26 protein-coding genes and 1 pseudogene are annotated in these 19,331 nt (G+C 71.8%); 15 read left to right on the top strand and 12 right to left on the bottom strand.

Features of this window, described 5'->3' with window-relative positions; all coding sequences use genetic code 11:
- A pseudogene (locus QZ433_RS02745) lies at positions 1-299 on the top strand (NAD(P)-dependent oxidoreductase); the annotation flags it as partial.
- Between the two features lie 69 nt (positions 300-368).
- Here QZ433_RS02745 and QZ433_RS02740 read toward each other — a convergent pair.
- Positions 369-713 carry a DUF2834 domain-containing protein gene (locus tag QZ433_RS02740; RefSeq protein ID WP_295779902.1) on the bottom strand — a complete coding sequence of 115 codons (345 nt, stop codon included), beginning with the start codon at positions 711-713 and terminating at the stop codon, positions 369-371.
- Positions 714-765: 52 nt separating this feature from the next.
- Here QZ433_RS02740 and QZ433_RS02735 point away from each other — a divergent pair, with 52 nt between their 5' ends.
- From QZ433_RS02735 to QZ433_RS02720, 4 genes are all read left to right on the top strand, one after another.
- A complete protein-coding gene (locus QZ433_RS02735; protein WP_295779901.1) occupies positions 766-1,107 on the top strand; it encodes a TraR/DksA C4-type zinc finger protein in 342 nt (113 codons plus the stop codon).
- 29 nt (positions 1,108-1,136) lie between these two features.
- Positions 1,137-1,352, top strand: coding sequence for an SCO4848 family membrane protein (locus QZ433_RS02730; protein ID WP_295779900.1), 216 nt, complete (start codon positions 1,137-1,139; stop codon positions 1,350-1,352).
- Positions 1,353-1,473: 121 nt separating this feature from the next.
- Positions 1,474-2,721, top strand: a complete 1,248-nt coding sequence (locus tag QZ433_RS02725; protein ID WP_295779899.1) for an MFS transporter — start codon at positions 1,474-1,476, stop codon at positions 2,719-2,721.
- Between the two features lie 25 nt (positions 2,722-2,746).
- Positions 2,747-3,265 carry an ACT domain-containing protein gene (locus QZ433_RS02720; protein WP_295779898.1) on the top strand — a complete coding sequence of 173 codons (519 nt, stop codon included), beginning with the start codon at positions 2,747-2,749 and terminating at the stop codon, positions 3,263-3,265.
- Positions 3,266-3,391: 126 nt separating this feature from the next.
- On the opposite strand, the gene QZ433_RS02715 is transcribed toward QZ433_RS02720, so the two are convergent.
- On the bottom strand, positions 3,392-3,784 hold the full coding sequence (locus tag QZ433_RS02715; protein ID WP_295779897.1) for a DUF3054 domain-containing protein: 393 nt from the start codon (positions 3,782-3,784) through the stop codon (positions 3,392-3,394).
- A 93-nt stretch (positions 3,785-3,877) separates the two neighbouring features.
- Here QZ433_RS02715 and QZ433_RS02710 point away from each other — a divergent pair, with 93 nt between their 5' ends.
- Positions 3,878-4,381 (top strand): metallophosphoesterase, encoded by a 504-nt coding sequence (locus tag QZ433_RS02710; RefSeq protein ID WP_295779896.1) that lies wholly within the window; start codon positions 3,878-3,880, stop codon positions 4,379-4,381.
- 62 nt (positions 4,382-4,443) lie between these two features.
- Here QZ433_RS02710 and QZ433_RS02705 read toward each other — a convergent pair whose 3' ends face one another.
- The 3 genes from QZ433_RS02705 to QZ433_RS02695 all read right to left on the bottom strand — a co-directional run bounded on the left by QZ433_RS02705 (position 4,444) and on the right by QZ433_RS02695 (position 6,287).
- Complete coding sequence (locus QZ433_RS02705; protein WP_295779904.1) at positions 4,444-5,565, bottom strand: acyl-CoA desaturase; 1,122 nt, start codon at positions 5,563-5,565, stop codon at positions 4,444-4,446.
- Between the two features lie 217 nt (positions 5,566-5,782).
- On the bottom strand, positions 5,783-5,986 hold the full coding sequence (locus tag QZ433_RS02700; protein WP_013583139.1) for a cold-shock protein: 204 nt from the start codon (positions 5,984-5,986) through the stop codon (positions 5,783-5,785).
- Between the two features lie 16 nt (positions 5,987-6,002).
- On the bottom strand, positions 6,003-6,287 hold the full coding sequence (locus QZ433_RS02695) for a hypothetical protein (protein ID WP_108317685.1): 285 nt from the start codon (positions 6,285-6,287) through the stop codon (positions 6,003-6,005).
- A 229-nt stretch (positions 6,288-6,516) separates the two neighbouring features.
- Here QZ433_RS02695 and QZ433_RS02690 point away from each other — a divergent pair, with 229 nt between their 5' ends.
- From QZ433_RS02690 to QZ433_RS02675, 4 genes are all read left to right on the top strand, one after another.
- Positions 6,517-6,867, top strand: coding sequence for a biopolymer transporter Tol (locus QZ433_RS02690; RefSeq protein WP_295779895.1), 351 nt, complete (start codon positions 6,517-6,519; stop codon positions 6,865-6,867).
- 52 nt (positions 6,868-6,919) lie between these two features.
- Positions 6,920-7,411, top strand: coding sequence for a pyridoxamine 5'-phosphate oxidase family protein (locus QZ433_RS02685; RefSeq protein ID WP_295779894.1), 492 nt, complete (start codon positions 6,920-6,922; stop codon positions 7,409-7,411).
- Between the two features lie 122 nt (positions 7,412-7,533).
- Positions 7,534-7,689: a DUF2256 domain-containing protein gene (locus QZ433_RS02680; protein ID WP_295779893.1), complete on the top strand. Its 156-nt coding sequence runs from the start codon at positions 7,534-7,536 to the stop codon at positions 7,687-7,689.
- Positions 7,686-9,125 carry a cryptochrome/photolyase family protein gene (locus QZ433_RS02675; protein ID WP_295779892.1) on the top strand — a complete coding sequence of 480 codons (1,440 nt, stop codon included), beginning with the start codon at positions 7,686-7,688 and terminating at the stop codon, positions 9,123-9,125. The genes QZ433_RS02680 and QZ433_RS02675 overlap by 4 nt, the downstream gene beginning before the upstream one ends.
- 157 nt (positions 9,126-9,282) lie before the next feature.
- On the opposite strand, the gene QZ433_RS02670 is transcribed toward QZ433_RS02675, so the two are convergent.
- The 4 genes from QZ433_RS02670 to QZ433_RS02655 all read right to left on the bottom strand — a co-directional run bounded on the left by QZ433_RS02670 (position 9,283) and on the right by QZ433_RS02655 (position 11,913).
- The gene (locus QZ433_RS02670; RefSeq protein ID WP_295779891.1) at positions 9,283-9,498 is read right to left on the bottom strand and encodes a DUF2945 domain-containing protein; all 216 of its coding nucleotides are present in this window, start codon (positions 9,496-9,498) and stop codon (positions 9,283-9,285) included.
- A 165-nt stretch (positions 9,499-9,663) separates the two neighbouring features.
- On the bottom strand, positions 9,664-10,239 hold the full coding sequence (locus QZ433_RS02665) for a hypothetical protein (RefSeq protein WP_295779890.1): 576 nt from the start codon (positions 10,237-10,239) through the stop codon (positions 9,664-9,666).
- A gap of 61 nt (positions 10,240-10,300) precedes the next feature.
- Positions 10,301-11,134 (bottom strand): endonuclease/exonuclease/phosphatase family protein, encoded by an 834-nt coding sequence (locus QZ433_RS02660; RefSeq protein WP_295779889.1) that lies wholly within the window; start codon positions 11,132-11,134, stop codon positions 10,301-10,303.
- Positions 11,131-11,913 carry a glycosyltransferase family 2 protein gene (locus QZ433_RS02655; RefSeq protein ID WP_295779888.1) on the bottom strand — a complete coding sequence of 261 codons (783 nt, stop codon included), beginning with the start codon at positions 11,911-11,913 and terminating at the stop codon, positions 11,131-11,133. The genes QZ433_RS02660 and QZ433_RS02655 overlap by 4 nt, the downstream gene beginning before the upstream one ends.
- Positions 11,914-12,032: 119 nt before the next feature.
- On the opposite strand from QZ433_RS02655, the gene QZ433_RS02650 reads away from it, so the two are divergent.
- From QZ433_RS02650 to QZ433_RS02640, 3 genes are read left to right on the top strand one after another with little or no spacing between them, the layout of a single operon-like run.
- On the top strand, positions 12,033-12,788 hold the full coding sequence (locus tag QZ433_RS02650) for a sulfurtransferase (protein WP_295779887.1): 756 nt from the start codon (positions 12,033-12,035) through the stop codon (positions 12,786-12,788).
- The gene (locus tag QZ433_RS02645) at positions 12,788-13,741 is read left to right on the top strand and encodes a membrane dipeptidase (protein WP_295779886.1); all 954 of its coding nucleotides are present in this window, start codon (positions 12,788-12,790) and stop codon (positions 13,739-13,741) included. Before QZ433_RS02650 ends, QZ433_RS02645 begins: the two co-directional genes overlap by 1 nt.
- A gap of 28 nt (positions 13,742-13,769) precedes the next feature.
- Positions 13,770-14,270, top strand: a complete 501-nt coding sequence (locus QZ433_RS02640) for a GNAT family N-acetyltransferase (protein WP_295779885.1) — start codon at positions 13,770-13,772, stop codon at positions 14,268-14,270.
- Between the two features lie 6 nt (positions 14,271-14,276).
- Here the strand turns inward: QZ433_RS02640 and QZ433_RS02635 are convergent, their stop codons facing one another.
- The 3 genes from QZ433_RS02635 to msrB form a co-directional block, all read right to left on the bottom strand.
- Positions 14,277-15,512 carry an NAD(P)/FAD-dependent oxidoreductase gene (locus QZ433_RS02635; RefSeq protein ID WP_295779884.1) on the bottom strand — a complete coding sequence of 412 codons (1,236 nt, stop codon included), beginning with the start codon at positions 15,510-15,512 and terminating at the stop codon, positions 14,277-14,279.
- Between the two features lie 170 nt (positions 15,513-15,682).
- Positions 15,683-16,237, bottom strand: a complete 555-nt coding sequence (gene msrA, locus QZ433_RS02630) for a peptide-methionine (S)-S-oxide reductase MsrA (protein WP_295779883.1) — start codon at positions 16,235-16,237, stop codon at positions 15,683-15,685.
- 38 nt (positions 16,238-16,275) lie between these two features.
- The gene (gene msrB, locus QZ433_RS02625; RefSeq protein ID WP_295779882.1) at positions 16,276-16,734 is read right to left on the bottom strand and encodes a peptide-methionine (R)-S-oxide reductase MsrB; all 459 of its coding nucleotides are present in this window, start codon (positions 16,732-16,734) and stop codon (positions 16,276-16,278) included.
- 189 nt (positions 16,735-16,923) lie between these two features.
- On the opposite strand from msrB, the gene QZ433_RS02620 reads away from it, so the two are divergent.
- Positions 16,924-17,751, top strand: a complete 828-nt coding sequence (locus QZ433_RS02620; RefSeq protein WP_295779881.1) for an SDR family NAD(P)-dependent oxidoreductase — start codon at positions 16,924-16,926, stop codon at positions 17,749-17,751.
- A 143-nt stretch (positions 17,752-17,894) separates the two neighbouring features.
- Positions 17,895-19,322, top strand: a complete 1,428-nt coding sequence (locus QZ433_RS02615; protein ID WP_295779880.1) for a ferredoxin reductase family protein — start codon at positions 17,895-17,897, stop codon at positions 19,320-19,322.
- Positions 19,323-19,331 lie beyond the last annotated feature (9 nt).

The raw sequence follows: 19,331 nt of genomic DNA, 5'->3' as shown, positions 1-19,331 counted from the left end.
TGGCCGGTCGGACGATCGAGGTGGGTGGTGACGTGGCCTGGAGCTACGACGAGCTCGCCGCCGCGGCCAGCGAGGTGCTGGGCCGCCCGGTGACGTACACCGCCGTGACCCTGGATCAGCTGACGGCGGGTCTGGAGGCGGCGGGACTGGATGCCGGGACGGCGGCGTTCGTCGCGGGCATCGACGACGCGATCGCCCGCGGGGCGCTGTCGCAGACGGACGGCTCCCTGGCCCGCATCATCGGGCGCCCGACGACCCCGCTGGTCGAGGGGCTGCGCGAGGGGCTCGCCGCGCGCTGACCGCCGCGCATCACCGCGACGCGTCGCCCACTCCGGCCGGGCGGCGCGTCGCGGCGCCGTGCGTCGCCGTCACCGCGCGGCGCGGGCCGTCCGTCGACGCTGACGCATCGCCAGGAACAGGGGGAACGTGAACGCGAACGCCGTCAGCCCCGACAGCACCACGTACACCCACGCGAAGCGCATGCCCAGGCGCCGACCCTCGACGAGGATGAAGATGCTGCCCGCGATCGCCACGACCAGCAGATCCACGGTGATCGACGACACCGCGGGGCCGCTCGACACGAGGTCGCCGACGAAATCGCGCATCTGCACGATCGCGAAGGCGTTGAAGACCCACGTGCCCACCAGCCCGGCGACCGAAAGGACGAGGTACGCCACGGCGGTGGGCGTCCAGTGGCGTCGGAGTTCGTTCATGAGCCGATCCTGCCCGACCCCCGATGTCGGAGGAGGGGGCTAGCGTCGCACCATGGATGCCATCACCGCGACGCGCATGCTCGACGACCGCGAGCGCCAGGTCGAGGCGCGCCTGACCCGGCTGCGCGAGGACGACGACAGCCTGCGCCACGACCGGGCCGACGCGACCGCCGACGACGAGCACGATCCCGAGGGGTCGACGCTGTCGGGGGAGTGGGCGCAGGTGGACGCGCTGCGCCGCGGGGCCGAGGCGGAGCGCGACGAGATCCGCGCCGCGCGGGAGCGCGTGGCATCCGGCGCCTACGGCATCTGCGAGACCTGCGGGCGTCCGATCGCCGAGGCGCGGCTCGAGGCGCGTCCCTTCGCCCGCCGCTGCATCGGGTGCGCGACCTGAGCGCGGCCGCCGCCGCTTAGGCTCGAGGGGTGGAACCGCTCCTGATCGTCCTGCTGTTCGCCAACGCCGTCTTCAACGCCGTCGTCTGGCCGCGCTTCTACCCCCGCATCGCCAAGGACCCCCGGGCCCGGGATGCCGCGGGCAAGCCGACGGCGTTCCTGATCGTCCACACGGTGCTCATCGCGATCGCGCTGGTGCTGGCTCTGGCATCGGTGATCGCCGCCGTCGTCGCCTTCGTCTCGTGACCCGGGCGGCGTCCCGCGGCTCGCGGTAGAATGGGCCCGCGGGATCGTCCCGCCGCACAGAGTGCACCTACCTACCGGTCCGGCAAGGCGGCACGTTCCACCGCCTCCCGGAGACCGCTCCATGTCATTGCCCGCGTCCTCAGCCGCCGTCCTCGACCGTCCGCTCGTGCAGCACACGGGGTTCTGGTACTTCCCCGTCGCCTTCGTCGCCCGGTTGCCCTTCGCCATGATGACCGTCGGTGTGCTCGCCATCGTCGTCGCGCTGCGCGGCTCGGTCGCGCTGGGCGGCCTCACCTCGGCCGCTGTGGGACTCGGCGTGGTCGTCGCCGGTCCCGTGCTGGGCGACCTCGCCGACCGGTTCGGGCAGCGACGCGTGCTCGTCCCGGTGGGTCTGGCCAACGGCATCCTGCTCGCGGTCTTCCCGCTCGTCGTCGGATACGCGACGTCGGACGCCCTGCTGCTGGCGGCAGCCGCCGCGATCGGGCTCACCGGCCCGCAGACCGCCGCGATGTCGCGCAGCCGGATCATGGCGCTGATCGGCGAGCGCGTGCGCCCCGAGCGTCGCGAGCGCACCTTCTCGCGTGCGATGGCCTACGAATCCGCGGCGGACGAGACCGCGTTCGTCATCGGGCCTTTCGTCGTGGGCGTGCTGGCGGCGCTCATCGCCCCGTGGGCACCCATCGTCGGGGCGTCGGTGCTCAGCTTCGTGTTCGTCACGGCCTTCGCCCTGCACCCGACCGGACGCGCCGTGCCCGCGCGCGCGGAGCGCGCCGAGATGGCGCCGACGCGAGAGCTGCTGCGGCCGCGACTGATCGTGCTCGTGGCGGCGGTGTTCGGGGTCGGCCTGTTCTTCGGCTCGACGCTGACCTCGCTCACGGCCTTCATGGAGGCCCAGGGCGCCCCCGAAGCGGGAGCCCTGCTCTACGGCGTGATGGGCGTCGGTTCGGCCGTGCTCGCGCTGGCCGTGGCGCTGCTGCCCGAGGCGTTCGCGCTACGGTGGCGACTCGTCGCCTTCGCAGCGATCCTGGCCGCCTCGGCGGGCGCGTACACCGTCGGAGGGTCGGTCGTCACGGTCACGGTCGTGCTGTGTGTGATGGGTATCGGCGTCGGTCCCTCGCTCGTCACGGTCTTCAGCCTCGCCGGGCTCCGCGCGCCGCGCGGGCGGTCCGCCTCGACGATGACGCTGCTCGCCTCGGCGCTGACCCTCGCGCAGGCGTTGTCGTCGGCCATCACCGGCGCGGTCGCCGAGAGCGTCTCGGTCGGGGCCGCGATGCTCCTGCCCGCCGTCGCGGCCGCTCTCGTGCTCGCGACCGCGGTGCTCAACGCCGCCGCGACACGACGATGGGATGCCGCCACGGCGACCGCGTGAGACGTCCGCTGGCTACGCTGTCGGCATGACCACCCTCGTCCTCACCGTCGTCGGCGACGATCGAGCGGGCCTGGTGTCCGCGGTCGCCGACATCGTCGACTCCCACGGCGGCAACTGGGAGAACAGTGAGCTCGCCGAACTGGCGGGCGCCTTCGCCGGGATCGTCGCGGTGTCGATCGCGCCGGAGCGCGCCGACGACCTGCGCGCCGCCCTCGAGACCCTGGCGGGCACGCTGAGCGTCACCGTCCACGCGGGCGCGGCCGAGGCGACCGTCACGTCGGCGCGTGCGGTGACCTTCGACGTGGTCGGCAACGACCGCGCCGGTATCGTGCGCGAGGTCTCGTCCGCGCTGAGCGGGCACGGGGCGAGCATCGAGCGCATGTCGACGCAGACCACGGATGCCGCGATGGCCGGCGGACGGCTGTTCGAGGCCACCATCACCGCGACGGTGCCCGCCGATGTCGCGATCGACGACCTCGTCGCCGAGCTGGAGCGTCTCGCGACCGAAATCCAGGTCGACGTCTCTCTCGCCGACGAGGCCTGACGCTCGTCGTGCGCCGTCACGGGCGGTGCGACGGCAGCGCGGCCCGACCTCGGCCCGCGGCCTGCGGCGTCGGCGCTCGGCGTCACGCCGCGCGTCCGGAACGCGCCGGGTCCCGTCCGCGCAGCGTCAGCGCGCGGCGCGACGGCGTGAACGCACGATGAGCAGGGCGATCGCACGCCAGCCGAGCAGGAACACCGCCAGGGTGATCGCCGCGACGATCACGAAAGCGATCGCGATCCCCTGACCGCTCGCCGCCCGCAGGATCATGCCCAGCACGACGGTGATCGCCCACAGGGGCAGTCCCGTGCGCACAAGGGCCAGCGGCGCGCGCCAGACGCCCGTGACGAGCCACCCCAGGGCCAGGGCGACCACGAACGGCCAGACCGTGGTCAGCAGGCCGGTGCCGAGGGGGCCCAGGACGGCGCCGTCGTGCGTCGCGCGGCCGATCGCGGCGAACACGACGACGAGGGCGGCATCCATCACGAGAGCCAGGACGGCAAGGCGGCGAGAGGTCGGCATCCCTCCATTCTCGCGCGCGTCTGCGGTCGAGGACGCCCGGCCGCACGGGACAAGCCCCGTCCGTGTCCGTGCGGGCCTCGCTAGCGTGGGACGATGCCGACCCGCCTGCTGCTCGTGGCCGACACCCACGTGCCGAAGCGCGCCCGCGCGCTGCCCGTCGAGGTCCGGCGCGCCGCCGCGGGGGCCGATCTGATCGTCCACGCCGGCGACTGGGTCGACGAGAGCGTGCTCGACGGGCTCGTCGGCATCGGGCCGCTGCTCGGCGTCTGGGGCAACAACGACGGTCCCGCGCTACGCGAGCGCCTGCCCGAGATCGCCCGCGCGGACATCGAGGGCGTGCGCGTCGCCGTGGTCCACGAGACCGGGGCGTCCGCGGGGCGCGAGAAGAGGATGGATGCCGCCTTCCCCGACACGGACCTGCTGGTGTTCGGCCACAGCCACATCCCGTGGGACACCACGACCCCGGGCGGCCTGCGCCTGCTCAACCCCGGGTCGCCCACCGATCGGCGTCGCCAGCCCGCGTGCACGATCATGACCCTCACCCTCGCGGATGCCGGGATCCACGACGTGCGCCTGCGCGAGGTCTCGCGCGCGTGAACGACGAAGGCGCCGCACCACGGGGTGCGACGCCTTCGGGACGGATGGCTCTCGGTGAGAGCTCAGCCCTTCTCGACCGTGAGGTGACGCGTGGACGCGGTCATCGGGCACTCGAACGGATCGCGGGCGGCGAGGCCCACACGGTTCAAGTACGCGATGACGATGCCGTACGACTGCAGCAGTGTCGTCTCGACGTAGGGCACGTTCAGCGTCTCGCAGTGCTCGCGCACGATGAGGCGCGCACGGCTCAGGTGCGGACGGGGCATGTTCGGGAAGAGGTGGTGCTCGATCTGGTAGTTCAGACCGCCCATGAGCCACGTGGCCCACCAGCCGCCCGCGATGTTGCGGGAGGTGCGCACCTGCTTGCTGAAGAAGTCGAGCTTGGCGCCGGGGGCGATGATGGGCATGCCCTTGTGGTTGGGCGCGAAGGACGCACCCATGTAGATGCCGAACACCGCGACCGACACCCCGAAGAACGCGAAGGCCAGGCCCACCGGCAAAAAGAGGAAGATCGGCGCGATGAAGATCGCGTGGCGCAGCGCCAGCAGACCCAGCTCGCCCCAGCGCCCCTTGATCTCACCGCGCGAGAACAGGTGGCGCAGCGCCAGCACGTAGAGGTTGATGCCCTCGAACGCCAGCAGGGGGAAGAACAGGTACCCCTGACGCTGGGTGATCCAGCGCTGCACGCCGCGCGCCTTGGCGGCGTCGACGTCGAGGAACGAGATCGTGTCGATCTCGATGTCGGGATCCTTGTCGACGCGGTTGGGGTTGGCGTGGTGCCGCGTGTGCTTCGACGCCCACCACGACCGACTCATGCCGACGATGCCGTTGCCGATGAACAGGCCGAGGCGGTCGTTCGCCGGTCCCGACGCGAAGATCTGGCGGTGCGCGGCCTCGTGGGCGAGGAACGCCACCTGCGTGAACAGGATGCCGAGGGCCGCCGCGATGAACAGCTGGAACCAGCTGTCTCCGAGCAGGATGAATCCGGTCACGCAGCCGGCGAAGCCGAGCACGATCGCGCTCGCGACGACCGCGTAGAAGACGGGGGTGCGCACCAGCAATCCGCTCTCGCGGACGACCTGGGACAACTCTGTGTAGGCCTTGGTGATGGGGGGGAATTCCGTCGTGCCGGAGTAGGTCTGGCGGACGGGGCCGAGGCGGGACTCGACGATGGTGGAAGCGATGGACTGCTCCTCGGATCGGGATGACCGTGGTCGGGAGCCGGGGCGGCTACCCCGGACTGAGGCCCACACTACGGGGCGCCGTATGGACGACTCGGCATACGTCCACATGCCCAGCAGCCTCACGGGAAACGGAAACATCGGACCCCGTCCGCGCCCGGGAACGACACAAGCCGGGGCGTCGCGAGGCGACGCACCCGGCTTGCGGGGGGAGCGGAGCTCAGAGGGGGCGGATGTTCGCCGCCTGCATGCCCTTGGGGCCCTGCTCGGCGTCGAATTCGACCTTCTGAGCCTCGGTGAGCTCCTTGAAGCCGTTGCCCTGGATCGCGCTGAAGTGCGCGAAGAGGTCGGCCGAGCCGTCATCGGGAGCGATGAAGCCGTAGCCCTTTTCGGAGTTGAACCATTTCACGGTGCCAGTGGCCATCGTGTTCTTCCTTTATTCATGTTGGGCCGCAGATGCGACCGTGGGTGCCGCCCCGACGCACGCGGAGCGGACGGGGACGCCGCGGCACCGAGTCGGTGACGCGGACGCGATGCCCGTCGACGGCGGCCTGAGCCGTCTCGACGGACGCGTGGACGCCGAGGTTCTCGCCGAGCGGACCCTGGGCTTCGTAGCCCGAGGTGGCCGCGCCGACGAAACCGGCGTAGTCGGATCCGGCCGTCGCGACGAACACGTCGAGATCGGCCTGACGCCACGACAGTGGCGAAGGGTGAAGCAGAGACACAGAGACTTTCCGCGAGTGCGACGCGAGGGCGGATGCCGTCGAGCGGTGCACGCGATGATTGAGGGAGGGAATGCTGTTGGAAACGGCTCGGCGCCGTGCGCCCGGCATCTCAGCGATGAGGCGGGCGTCGATGAAGCAGATCCCAGAATGAATAGCCCCACGGTAGCACGGATGCCCGGGCGTTGCCCGGGGAGTTTCGCGGGCGGAGAGGCGGGGGTGGACTGGGGGCATGGCATCCGGAATCGAAGACGCCGCCGACGACGAACGCTGGCTGGTGGTCGACGGGCGCCGGTGGCGGCGCACCGACCCGGCGCTTCCGGACGAGGTCACGGCGCGACTGCGCTCGCACCTGGGCCGAGCGCGCGCGGCCGTGCGGACGACCAGGCGCGCCGGCGACGACGAGGGGACCACGTCCGCCCGCCACCGCGTGGGGCTGGCGAAGGCGGGCCTGGGGGAGCGCGGACCGCGGTGGTGGGACGACGACGTGCCCGCGCGGATGCAGCGGGCGCGCGAGGCCCTCGCTGAGCTCGATCGGGTCGCCCCGCCGAGAGCAGATCCACCGGCCGACGTCAACGCGTAGCGCAGCCCCCGCGCGGGCGGGTGGGCTGGGGACCTCGACAAGAAGGAGCGTCATGACCGCCACCACCCCCGAGCTCGACATGCTCAATGAACTGCTGAAGAAGTTCCGCTTCGCCATGGTCACCACGCGCGCCGAGGACGGTGCCCTGCACGCCCACCCGCTGACCGTGCAGGAGACCGAGTCGGACGGTGACCTGTGGTTCATCGTCGGCACCCACGCGTCGGCCGTCGAGCACGTGCGACGCGACCCGAAGGTCGGGCTGTCGTTCAGCACCGACGGCACCTGGCTCTCGCTCGCCGGCGACGCCGAGGTGGTCGACGATCTCGCGAAGCTCAAGGAGCTGTGGTCGACCAGCGTCGAGGCGTGGTTCCCCGACGGGCCCGAATCCCCGGGTGTCACGCTGCTGAAGGTGTCCGCCCTGAGCGGCGAGTACTGGGGGAGCGCCGGCGGACGAATCGCCACCGCGATCGCGCTGGTGACGTCGAAGGTGACGGGCGAGCGTCCGCGCGGAGGCGAGAACGAGAAGTTCGACCTGCCCGAGTGAGCAGCGCCGGGTCCCGCCCCGGATCGGGGTGGGGCCCGACGTCCGTCCCGCCGCCCGAGGGATCGACGGCGTGACAGCGCAAGCCCCCGATGCGTCGACCACGCGTTTGCGACGATGACGGCATGTCACGACCCGAACTGCGCTCCAAGCCCTGCGCGTACTGCGGCCGGCCGTTCACCGACCGCAAGCGCTGGAGCGGGCGCGATCAGTGGGACCAGGTCCTCTACTGCTCGAGGGGATGCCGGGCGAAGGCCGCGGCGCAGAGGCGGCGCGCATGAGGGCCGCGCTGATCCTCGCCACCCAGCAGTTCGCGGAGCACCCCGCCTACGCCGACGACGGCATCCAGGAGTTCTTCTTCATCGAGTCGGCGCCCCGCTTCTCGAAGCTGCCGTACCACCGGCACAAGATCGTGCTCCTCGTCTCGGCGATGCGGCACACGGCCGCGCGGCTCGAAGCCGAGGGGAAGACGGTGCGCCGCGTCACCCTCGAGGACGACCTCACGTTCAAAGCGGGGCTCGAGAAGTTGTTGACGAGGCACCGCGTCACCGAGCTGACGTGGATGAGCGACCCCAACCGACCGGTCGACGAACGCATCGCGCGAATCTGCGCGGACTACGACGTCGAGACCGACGTCCTGTCGGACGGGCTCTTCCTCACCCCCGAAGAGGACGTCGACGGGTGGTTCGCCGAGCACCCGACGCCGCTCATGGAGGACTTCTACCACTGGCAGCGGCGACGGACCGGCATCCTGATGGACGGGGGGAAACCGGCTGGACGCCGCTGGAACTTCGACGCCGACAACCGCAAGGCCCTGCCCAAGAAGGGCGTCGAGATCCCGCCCCTGCCGCAGCTCGAGCACGACGAGATCACGCGCGCCGTGATCGCCGAGGTCGACGAGCGCTACCCCGAGCACCCGGGGTCCGCCGCGGACTTCTGGCTCCCCGTCACCCCCGAGGACTCGCGCGACTGGCTCGACGTGTTCGTCGCCGAGCGGCTGCACGACTTCGGGCGCTACGAGGACGCCATGAAGGCGGACGAGCCGTTCCTCTTCCACGCGATCATCTCCCCGATGCTGAACATCGGGCTGCTCACCGTCGACGAGGTCGTGGCCGCGGCCACGCGCACCGATGCGCCCCTGGCATCCGTCGAGGGATTCATCCGCCAGGTGATCGGCTGGCGCGAGTACATGCGCGGCATGTACCGCGCGCATCCCAAGCTGGAGCACGTCAACGCCCTGCACCTGGACAAGCGCATCCAGAAGTACTGGTTCTCGGGGGAGCGGATGCCGAAAGACCTGCCCCTCCCCGTGCGCACGGTGCTCGAGAGGGTGCACCGCTGGGGCTATGCGCACCACATCGAGCGGCTCATGGTGCTGGGCAACTGGTTCCTGCTGCAGGGGTACGCGCCCCGACAGGTGAACGACTGGTTCCTCGCGCTGTTCGTCGACGCGTACGACTGGGTCATGGTGCCCAACGTCATGGGGATGAGCCAGTTCGCCGACGGGGGCTTCGTCGCCACCAAGCCCTACGTCTCGGGCGGGGCGTACCTGCAGAAGATGGGCTCGTGGTGGCCCTCGGCGCAGGAGGCGAAGGACTCGGTCTTCACCGACGCGTACTGGGAGTTCCTCGAGCGGCACGAGGACGTGCTGGCGGGTAATCACCGGCTGGGACTGGCGCTCGCGCAGATGCGCAAGCGGCGCGACGCGAAGGGGTAGCCGACGAGGGCGCGCGTCCGGGACGGGGCGCGGCGACCGGTCCCGGTGCGCGCGCGGCGCGGGCGAAACTCCTGAGGAATCCTCCCCCTCGCGGCGTTGCGCCCGTCCGGGAGTGCACCACCGCCGGGACGTCAGGAGTTTCGCCCGCGCACGCGGGTCAGCTCTTCAGCTTGTTCAGCGCCGATCCCTTGTGCGCGGCCTTCGAGCCCGACTTCTCCGACTCGACGATGTAGGCCGGATCGTCGTCGGATGCCGTGAACTTCTGGCCGTCGTGCTGGAAGTCCTTGGTCTTCTTCTCGACGATCGTGCCCTGCGTCCTGCCCTGCGGGGTGTCCCAGCTGACGCGGTCGCCCTTCGACAGATCCTTCGACATCGTTCTTCCTTCCGTTGGCGTTCGCCCATGCTGTCGGGGCGTACCCGGGCGCCACGGGGGATTGACACGTCGGCTGCCACCCGCCGTCGGGGTGCGCGCGCCACGTGACCGGGCGGCTGCCGAGACCCGTGCCTCGCCCGCGGTGGCGGTCGCGACGAGCGGGCGTCAGAGCGGGGCGCGGTCTGCGCGGGTCGACGCGAACCGCGACGCCAGAACCCCGGCGGCGAGCGCCCCGGCCCCTCCGGCGATCATGTCGCCGATGGTGTCGTCGTAGGTGACGAAGATCGCGTCGGTGATGAAGCGGTAGCCGAACCACTCGACCATCTCCCACACGGCGCTCAGGGCCAGTCCCGCGATCGTGGCGACGGCGATCGGGGTGCGCCGGCGCCCGGTCGGTGCGATCACGCCGCCATCGTCGAGCAGCACCAGGGCCACGGCGGCCAGCACCCCCGTGCACACGGCATGCACGATGAGGTCCCACCCCGTCCAGGCCCGGTAGAGGTCGATCACGTTGCTTCCGGCCGCGACGAAGACCGTCACGCACGTCACCAGGTCCAGGCCCGAACGCAGACCGATCATGCGCGAGAGCATCACCGCCGGCAGCGCCATCGACAGCACCGCGAAGTCGGTGAACGGCAGGGTGAACAGGGCGACGACCGTGGTGACGATCGCCCCGGCCCGCACCGCGTCGGCCAGCCACTCGGCAACGGTGCGCGGAGGTCGCTTCAGGTTCGCGATCATCGCCGCGAGCATCGGCATCCCTCCCCGGATGGACGGGGTCGCGCGGAGGGGATGCCGGCGGTCACGACGTCGCGCTCGCGGGCAGCCGCACGACGGCCTGGATCGGCAGGTGGTCGCTCGGCCACTGCGTCCCGGTCGGGCGCGGGTCGATCCCGACGGCGCGGACGCCCACATCGGGGCTTGAGAGGATCGCGTCGATGCGACGTGCCCCCAGCTTGGGCCGTCGATAGTTGTTGAACGATCCCCATTCCGCGGTGCGGCGGGCGGGGGCGAAGGACCAGGTGTCGACGAGGCCGCCGTCGGCGAACATCGCCTCCAGCTCGGCCGAGCGCACGTGCGCGTTGACGTCCGCGGTGAACAGCAGCGGGCGGGTTCGCGTCGCGGCCAGATCGTGCAGCCAGGCCGCGGACCGGCGGCGCGCCCGCGCCGAGAACGCGTCGAAGTGCGTATTCACGAACGTGAACCGCGCATCGGTCTCGAGATCGCGCAGCTGCGCGATGACGGCGATGCGGGGGATGGTGTTGCCCCACCCGGTGGATCCGGCGACGTCGGGGGTGTCCGAGAGGGCGACCTGCTGCCAGTCCTCGACCTCGAGGCGATCCCGGTCGTAGAACAGCGGCGTGCCCTCGCCGTCCTTCCGCGGTCCGCGGCCCAGGCCCACGCGGCCGTACGACGAGCCGAGCGCGTCCTGCACCCACCGCGCCTGGTCGGGCATGGCCTCCTGTGCGCCCAGCAGGTGAGGCGTGGTGGCGCTCAGGAACGTGCGCAGGCGTTGCTTGCGCAGCGGCCAGCGGTCGGCGGGCGGCCAGGTGACGCGGTCGAACCGACGCCGGATGTTGAAGCTCATCACGTGCAGCTCGGGCGCGCGGACCGTCGGAAACAGCACGCCGCTCACGCGCGGGCCTCCTCGAGCGCGCGGTCGGCGCGGCGTCGATGGCGCCGGAGCACCCGCACCCACCGGGCCGGGGGGATGTCCTCGGGCCAATGGGCGAACACCGTGCCCGCCCCGCGGCGGAAGCACCGCGCGAAGCGACGGGGCTGGACGGTCCGCGACGACACGCGCATGTGCCGGCCCGAGACGACGCCGATCCGGTGCCGGACGCCGAGGTGGTAGGCCAGGTCGAGATCGTCGTGCAGCTCGGGGTCGAGGTGCACCTCGTCGCGCACATCGCGCCAGGCGCTGCGACGCAGGCCCATGTTCGACCCCCACAACGGGGCGTGGCCGAGGGCGGGGGCGGCGAAGGCGACGTAGGTGCCGAGGAACGCCCGCGCCATGCCCACGCGCTGCCCCGCGGGACCGTCGTGGAACACGGCGCCGCCGCTGACGGCGTCCACGGCGTCATCCGCGAAGGCGTCGACCATGCTCCCCACCCACGTCGGTTCGGGGATGCTGTCGGCGTCGAGACGCAGGATCAGCTCACCGCGGGCGGCGTCGTAGCCCGTCGCGGCCGCCGCGGGGATGCCGCGCTCACCGCAGAACACCACGCGCGCTCCGCCGTCGCGGGCGACGGCCGCGCTGTCGTCCGAGGAGTCGTTGTCGACCACGACGATCTCGTCGGGACGATGCGTCTGCGCCCGAAGGGCCTCGAGGCAGCGGCGCAGGTGCGCAGCGTCGTCGCGGACGGGGATGACGACCGACACGGTCGGGGTCGCTGGCGCGGGGTCGTGGGGCACGCTTCCTCCCGGGGACGAGTGCTTCCCACGCTAGGCGATACGGCGGGGGCGTCCGGCGGCTTGACGCCAGCGTGTCTCGACGCCGAAACAGGTCGACTCCGTTTCGTAGGGTGGATGCCATGGCATCCGTCCTGAACGTCTCGGCCTACCTGTTCACGCGCATCGACGATCCCGCCGCCCTGCGCGAGACGCTGCGCGAGCGCGCCAGCGCGGCCGGGCTGCGCGGGACCATCCTGCTCGCCGACGAGGGGATCAACCTGTTCCTCGCCGGCGGGGCGGACGCCGTGCGCGGATTCCTCGACGCGCTGCGGCGGGACCCGCGCTTCGCGACCGTGCGCGCGAAGGAGAGCTGGTCGGACACCGTGCCCTTCGGGCGGCTGCTGGTGAAGGTCAAGCGCGAGATCATCCGCATGGATCGGCCCGAGGTGCGCCCCCAGGACGGACGCGCCCCGGCGGTGGCACCGGACACGCTCCGACGCTGGCTGGATCGCGGCGCCGACGACCAGGGCCGCGAGGTCGTCCTGGTCGACACCCGCAACGCGTTCGAGGTCGACTACGGCACCTTCGCCGGCGCGAAGGACTGGCGCATCGAGCGCTTCACCCAGTTCCCGGATGCCGCGAGCGCCCACCGCGACGCCCTCGAGGGCAAGACGGTCGTCACGTTCTGCACCGGCGGCATCCGGTGCGAGAAGGCCGCCCTGCACCTGCGCGACGAGGGAGTCGACGCCTACCAGCTCGACGGGGGCATCCTCGGGTGGTTCGAGGAGCAGGGCGGGGCGCACTGGAACGGCGGCTGCTTCGTCTTCGACGGACGCGAGGCGCTGGACGCCTCCCTCGCACCGGTGTCGTCGTCTCGAGAGTCGGCCGCCGCCTGATGCTCTGGGACCAGCACGCCTGCGCCGAACTCGTCGAGACCGCCGACCTGGGCGAACTGCACCGCTACCGTCCCGCGGGCGGGGGCCTGGTGTCGCTGAACGTCGGCTTCTCCCCGCACCCGCCCGCGCTCACGGCATCCCTGCTCGGCGCCTTCCGCGCGCAGGTCGAGCGGATCGACGGCCTGGCGCTCGCCGCGTCGGTGGACGACGTCGATCGGATCGCCGCCGCGGGCGACACCGCCGTGGTGTTCGACCTCGAGGACGCCGGTCCCCTCGGCGGCGACCTCGACGCGGTCGCCCGACTCGTCGCCGCGGGCGTGCGCGCGCTCGGCCCGGTCTACAACCACGCCAACGCCGTCGGCGGCGGCTGCCTCGACCCCATCGACGAGGGGCTCACCACCTGGGGCCGCGACCTCGTCCGCGAGATGAACCGGTCGGGCATGGTGCCGGACGGCTCGCACGTCGGCGTGCGTACCTCGATGGACATGTGCGCCGCATCCACCCGCCCCGTGGTGTTCAGCCACTCGAACATGCGGGCCGTGTGGGAGCACCCGCGCAACCTCACCGACGACCAGGCGCGCGCCGCGGCCGACACCGGCGGGGTCGTCGGCATCACGGGCGTGGGGATCTTCCTGGGGCCCAACACTCCGACGCTGGAGGCGATGGCGCGCCACCTCGAGTACGCGGTCGAGCTGGTCGGGGTCGCGCACGTCGGGGTCAGCACCGACTTCTCGTTCGACTGGCAGACCTTCCGCGTCGAGCTCGCGTCGAGTCCCGAGCTGTACGACGCCAGCTACACCGCGTGGGGTCCGGTGGAGTGGATGCCGCCCGAAACGTTCATCGGTCTCGGCGCCGCCCTGCGCGAGCGGGGATGGGCCGACGCCGACATCGCCGCCGTGCTCGGCGGCAACTTCCGCCGCGTCGCACAGCAGAGCTGGGAGCCGCTCGGCTGACCGCGGGCGCGCTCGATAGCCTCGGAGCATGACGACCCTCACCGATGGCGCCGAGCTGCGCCCCGCCCGACGCGGCGACGAGACCGGCATCCTCGCCTGCGTCCAGGCCCTCGCCGACTACGAACGCGAACCGGATGCCGTCGACAACACGGCCGAGATGATCGCGGCGACCCTGTTCGGCGACGACCCCCGCGCTTTCGCGTTCGTGGTGGACGGCGGCGAGGGCGAGATCCGCGCGATCGCGATCTGGTTCCTCACCTACTCGACGTGGACAGGGCGCCACGGCATCTGGCTCGAAGACCTCTACGTCCACGAGCGGTTCCGCTCGAACGGGTACGGCGTGGCCCTGCTGTCCGCCCTGGCGGGGGAGTGCGTCGACAAGGGCTACCCGCGACTGGAGTGGACCGTGCTGGACTGGAACGAGCCGGCGATCGGGTTCTACCGCGCCCTCGGCGCCCACGCGATGGACGAGTGGACCACGCGCCGGGTCACCGGCGAGGCCCTGACGGCGCTCGCCGCGCGCGCGTAGCACCCGTCATCGCGCGAGATCGGCCAGCACCGCCTCGGCGGCGCGCTGACCCGAGACGAGAGCGCCCTGGATCGACGCGGTGTCGCGGTGGTCCCCGGCGACGTAGCGCCCGTCCGCGAGACGGACGGGGCGACGCAGACGCAGCGGCGGGTCCTGAGCGGGCAGGGCGCCGTCGATGTCATCACGGCGCAGCAGGCGCCACGGCCGCGTGTCGGCATCCCAGATCTCGGACAACTGCGTGCGCACCAGGGCCTCCGGGGCGTTCGCGCCGAGGACGCAGGTGGCCTGCACGAGGTGCTGTCCGCGCGGCGCGTAGGTGGGCGCCGTGTTCGTCATGACGGCGCTGTTGACGATCGGGCCGCGCCGACGTCCGTCGAGCCGCAGGGCGGGGTCATCGCTCGGCGCGCGGTCGGCGGCGAACCACCACGTCTGCAGGCCGCGCGGGCGGGGGAGCGGGACGTCGAGAGCGGGATCGAGCCCGGTCGCCACGATCACGGAGTGGGCGGTCACCGCATCCCCGCCGTCGATCCCGACATGCCAGCCGCGCGCGCGTCGGCGGGTCGACACGACGCGGTGCCCGAGGCGGATGCCGGCGCCCGCGCGACGGGCGGTGTCGGCGAGCTGCGCGGGCAGGGCGCCGATGCCGGCCGCGGGCACACCGGGGGCTCCGAGGGCGAAGCTGCGGATCAGCAGGCGCACGAACGCGTCGGAGGTCTGCTGCCGGTCGTCGGCGAGCACACCGGCGAGGAAGGGCTCGAGGACGGCCTCGCGCAGCGGGCCGCGCACGCCCGCGCGGTCCCATGCCTCGTCGAGCGACCGATCGGGGCCGCGCGTCGCCGCGCGCGCCGACGCGATCACCGGCGCCGCCCACCGGGCGAGGGCGATCGCGTCCGCGGGACGGACGAGCCCGCTCGCCAGCGTCGCCCGGATCGACGAGGGATACCGCAGCGGATGGGCCAGGCGCACGAGGCGGTCGTCGAGCCGCACGCCGACGGCGACGGGAAACCGCCGCAGCGCGAGCGCCGGTACGTCCACCCACCGCCGGATCGCGGGGTACGCGGGGTTGAGCACGTGGAAGCCCCGGTCGAGGCGGTAGCCGTCGACGACGTCGGTGCGCTCGCGCCCGCCCACGGCGTCACCGGCCTCGAGCAGGACGACGTCGCGACCGGCCTCGGCGAGCCGGGTGGCGGCGCGCAGTCCGGCGAGCCCCGCACCGACCACGATCACGTCGTACTCGTTCATTCCACGAGCCTACGAAGCACCTCGTCCCCCACCCTCGGGGTTGCGGTGCGCAGCCCCACCCGTCGAGTGTCGAGTACACACCGGGCCGAGTCGACGGCGGACCGCGTGTTCCGGACGCCCCAGAAAGAAGACGGGCCCGGATGCCGTGGCATCCGGGCCCGTGAAGAGACTTACGCCGAGGCCTGCTCGCGCTTGGGCAGCACCCAGCCGGGGCGCACGAAGTGACACGTGTAGCCGTTGGGGATGCGGATCAGGTAGTCCTGGTGCTCGGGCTCGGCCTCCCAGAAGGGAGCCTCGGGCTCGATCGTGGTGACGACCTTCGCGGGCCAGATGCCCGAGGCGTCGACGTCGGCGATCGTGTCGCGCGCGACCTTCTCCTGCTCGGGCGAGAGCGGGAAGATCGCCGAGCGGTAGCTCGTGCCGATGTCGTTGCCCTGACGGTTCAGGGTCGACGGGTCGTGGATCTGGAAGAAGAACGCCAGGATGTCGCGGTACGACGTCTGCGCGGGGTCGAAGACGATCTCCACGGCCTCGGCGTGGCCGGGGTGGTTGCGGTACGTCGCGTGGTCGTTCTTGCCGCCGGTGTAGCCGACGCGCGTGTCGAGCACGCCGGGCTGGCGGCGGATGAGGTCCTCGACGCCCCAGAAGCAGCCGCCCGCGAGGACGGCGGTCTCGGTGCCGGGACGGCGGGTGATCTCGCCGGTGTCGGAAGGTCCGCTGGTCATGCTGGTGCTCCTTTTACGGTTGCGGAAGGGGAAGAGGTTCATGAGGCCCTGCTCTCGCGGAACAGGGCGAGGAACGCGCCGTAGCCCTGCTCCTCGAGCTCGGCGACGGGCACGAAGCGCAGCGCAGCCGAGTTCATGCAGTATCGCAGGCCCCCGGCCTGGCGCGGGCCGTCGTCGAAGACGTGACCGAGGTGGCTGTCGGCGCCCGAGGAGCGCACCTCGGTGCGCGTCATCCACAGGGTCCGGTCCTTCTTCTCGACGACGGCGGCGTCGTCGATCGGCTTGGTGAAGCTCGGCCAGCCCGAGCCGCTCTCGAACTTGTCGGTCGAGCTGAACAGGGGCTGCCCCGACACGACGTCGACGTAGATGCCGTCCTCGTGGTTGTCCCAGTACTCGTTGCGGAACGGCGGCTCGGTGGCGTCGTCCTGCGTGACGGCGAACTGGCGGTCGGTGAGGCGGCTCAGCGCCTCCGACGTCTTCCGGTACTCCGTGCTCACGGTTCGTGTCCTCTCGTCATGACGACCTGTGGCGGCCGTCACAGGAGACAACGTCGGTCCGCTGCGTTTTGGTCCCGTGGGGCTGGGAGCGGCCTGTGAGTTCCGGGAGGTCCGGGATGCCGGGGGCAACCCCCACCGCGGTGTCGGATGCCGCGATTAGCGTGGAGGGCACACGACCTGGAGGTTCCCATGACCCGCACCATCGTCATCACCGGCGCCAGCGACGGCATCGGCGCCGCATCCGCGAAGCAGCTCGCTCAGCTGGGTGAAGAGGTGGTGGTCGTCGGACGCAACCCCGACAAGACGGCGCGCGTCGCACGCACTCTCGGGGTGGACTCGTTCGTCGCCGACTTCAGCGACCTGTCTCAGGTGCGCGAGCTCGCGGCATCCCTGCTCGAGAGGTATCCGCGCATCGACGTTCTCGCGAACAATGCCGGTGGCGTCTTCGGCGAGCGCACTCTCACCACGGACGGATACGAGACGACCTTCCAGGTGAACCACCTCGCTCCGTTCCTGCTCACGAACCTGCTGCGCGAGCGGTTGCTCGAATCCGGCGCCTCGGTCATCCAGACCTCCAGCGCCGCGGCCAAGCTCTTCCCGCGGTTCGACCTCGACGACCTGCAGGGCGAGCGCCGGTACTCCTCGACGGCGGCGTACGGCAACGCCAAGCTCGCCAACGTCCTGTTCACCAAGGAGCTCCACCGCCGGTTCGGCGACGAGGGGCTGTCGGCGGTCGCCTTCCACCCCGGCGTGATCGCCTCGAACTTCGGCTCCTCGAGCAACGGCCCGTGGAAGTTCCTGTACGGCGGTCCCCTCGCGCAGCAGCTCATGACCTCGACCTCGGTGGGCGGGGCGCGCCTGACGTGGCTCGCTCTCGGCAAGCCGGGCGTCGACTGGGAGCCCGGCGGCTTCTACGCCAACAACAAGCCCGCCAAGACCAACCGCCTGGCCGACGACCCGGCCGTGGCGAAGGTGCTGTGGGAGCGCAGCGCCGCGCTGGTGCACCTGGACGACTGACCCGCCGCGGTCCCAGCCCTCGCCGGTGGGATCATCGAGGCGACGAGCGCGGAGGACGTCGCTCCGCTTGGCGTTCTCTATGCGTTCGCCCGGTACCGCACTTTCTTGGAGTCGTCTGGGGGGCGCGCGGGCACGCTGAACGCATGACCGCCGCTCCCGCTCTCGCCGAACCGCACGTCGCCCTCCGCGGTGCCCGTCGCGTCCCCCGACGGACCGTCTCGACCCGGCCCCTGTGGAACCTCGCCGCGATCGTCGTCGTCTGGGCGACGAGCCTCATCGTCGTCGCCGTGTGGCTCGCCGGCGGCGAGATGCAGGCCCTGCTGTCGGGGGGAGCGGACACGCTCAACGCCCTCGGCCGCGCCGCGGGGCTGGCATCGGCGAACCTGCTCTTCTTCCAGGTGCTGCTCATGGCCCGCGTGCCGCTGTTCGAGCGGGGCTTCGGGCGCGATGGCATCACCCGCATGCACCGGATCGTCGGGTTCTGGTCGTTCGCCCTCTTCATGGCGCACATCGGCCTGCAGATCCTCGGCTATGCGATCGCGGCGGGCATCAACCCGCTCGAGCAGGCGTGGCAGTTCGTGTGGGACTACCCCGGCATGCTGCTGGCGACCGCGGGCACCGGACTGCTGCTGCTGGTCGTGGTCACGTCGATACGCAAGGCTCGTCGGCGCCTGCGGTACGAGTCGTGGCACCTGTTGCACCTCTACGGCTACCTGGGCGTGGGACTCGCCATCCCGCACATGCTGTGGACGGGCGTCGACTTCACGGCGTCACCGGCCGCGACGGTGTACTGGTGGGCCATGTGGGGCGTGACGGCGGCCGCGGTGGTCGTGTTCCGGCTCGGGATGCCGCTGGTGATCTCGCTCCGGCACGGCATCCGCGTGAGCGCCGTCGTGCCCGACGGGCGCAGCGGCGTCGCCGTGCACATGACCGGTCGACGGCTCGACGCGTTGCACGCCCGGGGCGGGCAGTTCTTCGTGTGGCGGTTCCTCGACGGGCCGGGCTGGACGCGGGGCCACCCCTTCTCTCTCGCCACCGATCCGGCGGGTGGCGAGCTCGTCGTCTCGGCCCGCTTCGTCGGCGACGGCACCCAGCGTCTCGCCGCGCTCCGCCCCGGCACGCGCGTGCTGATCGAGGGTCCCTACGGGACGATGACCGCCGATGAGCGCCGGGGCGGGCACCTCCTCATGATCGGGGCCGGTGCCGGTGTCGCGCCCCTGGTCGCGATGCTCGAAGAGGCCGACTGGGCTGCGGGCGAGGCGACGCTCCTCGCGCGCGACCATACCGCGGCAGACGCCCTCCGCTCCGACGCGATCGACCGCCTCGTGCGGGAGCGCGGTCTGCGCCACGCACCGCTGCCCGGCCGTCGAGCACTGACCAGCTCATCGTGGTTGCCGGCCTCGCACGCGCAGTGGGCGGGGGCCGACCTCATCCGCTACGTCTGCCCCCGACCCGCCGAGACCGACGTGTTCCTGTGCGGCCCCCAGCCGTGGATGGATGCCGTGCGCGCCGACCTGCGCCGCGCGGGCGTCCCCGCCGAGCGCGTCCACCTCGAAGCCTTCACCGTCTGAGGAGAATCC

The organism is uncultured Microbacterium sp., assembly GCF_913776565.1.
Taxonomy (GTDB): Bacteria; Actinomycetota; Actinomycetes; order Actinomycetales; family Microbacteriaceae; genus Microbacterium.
Note: the sequence above shows the minus strand (reverse complement) of the source record. Positions and strands in the feature narration are given on the sequence as shown.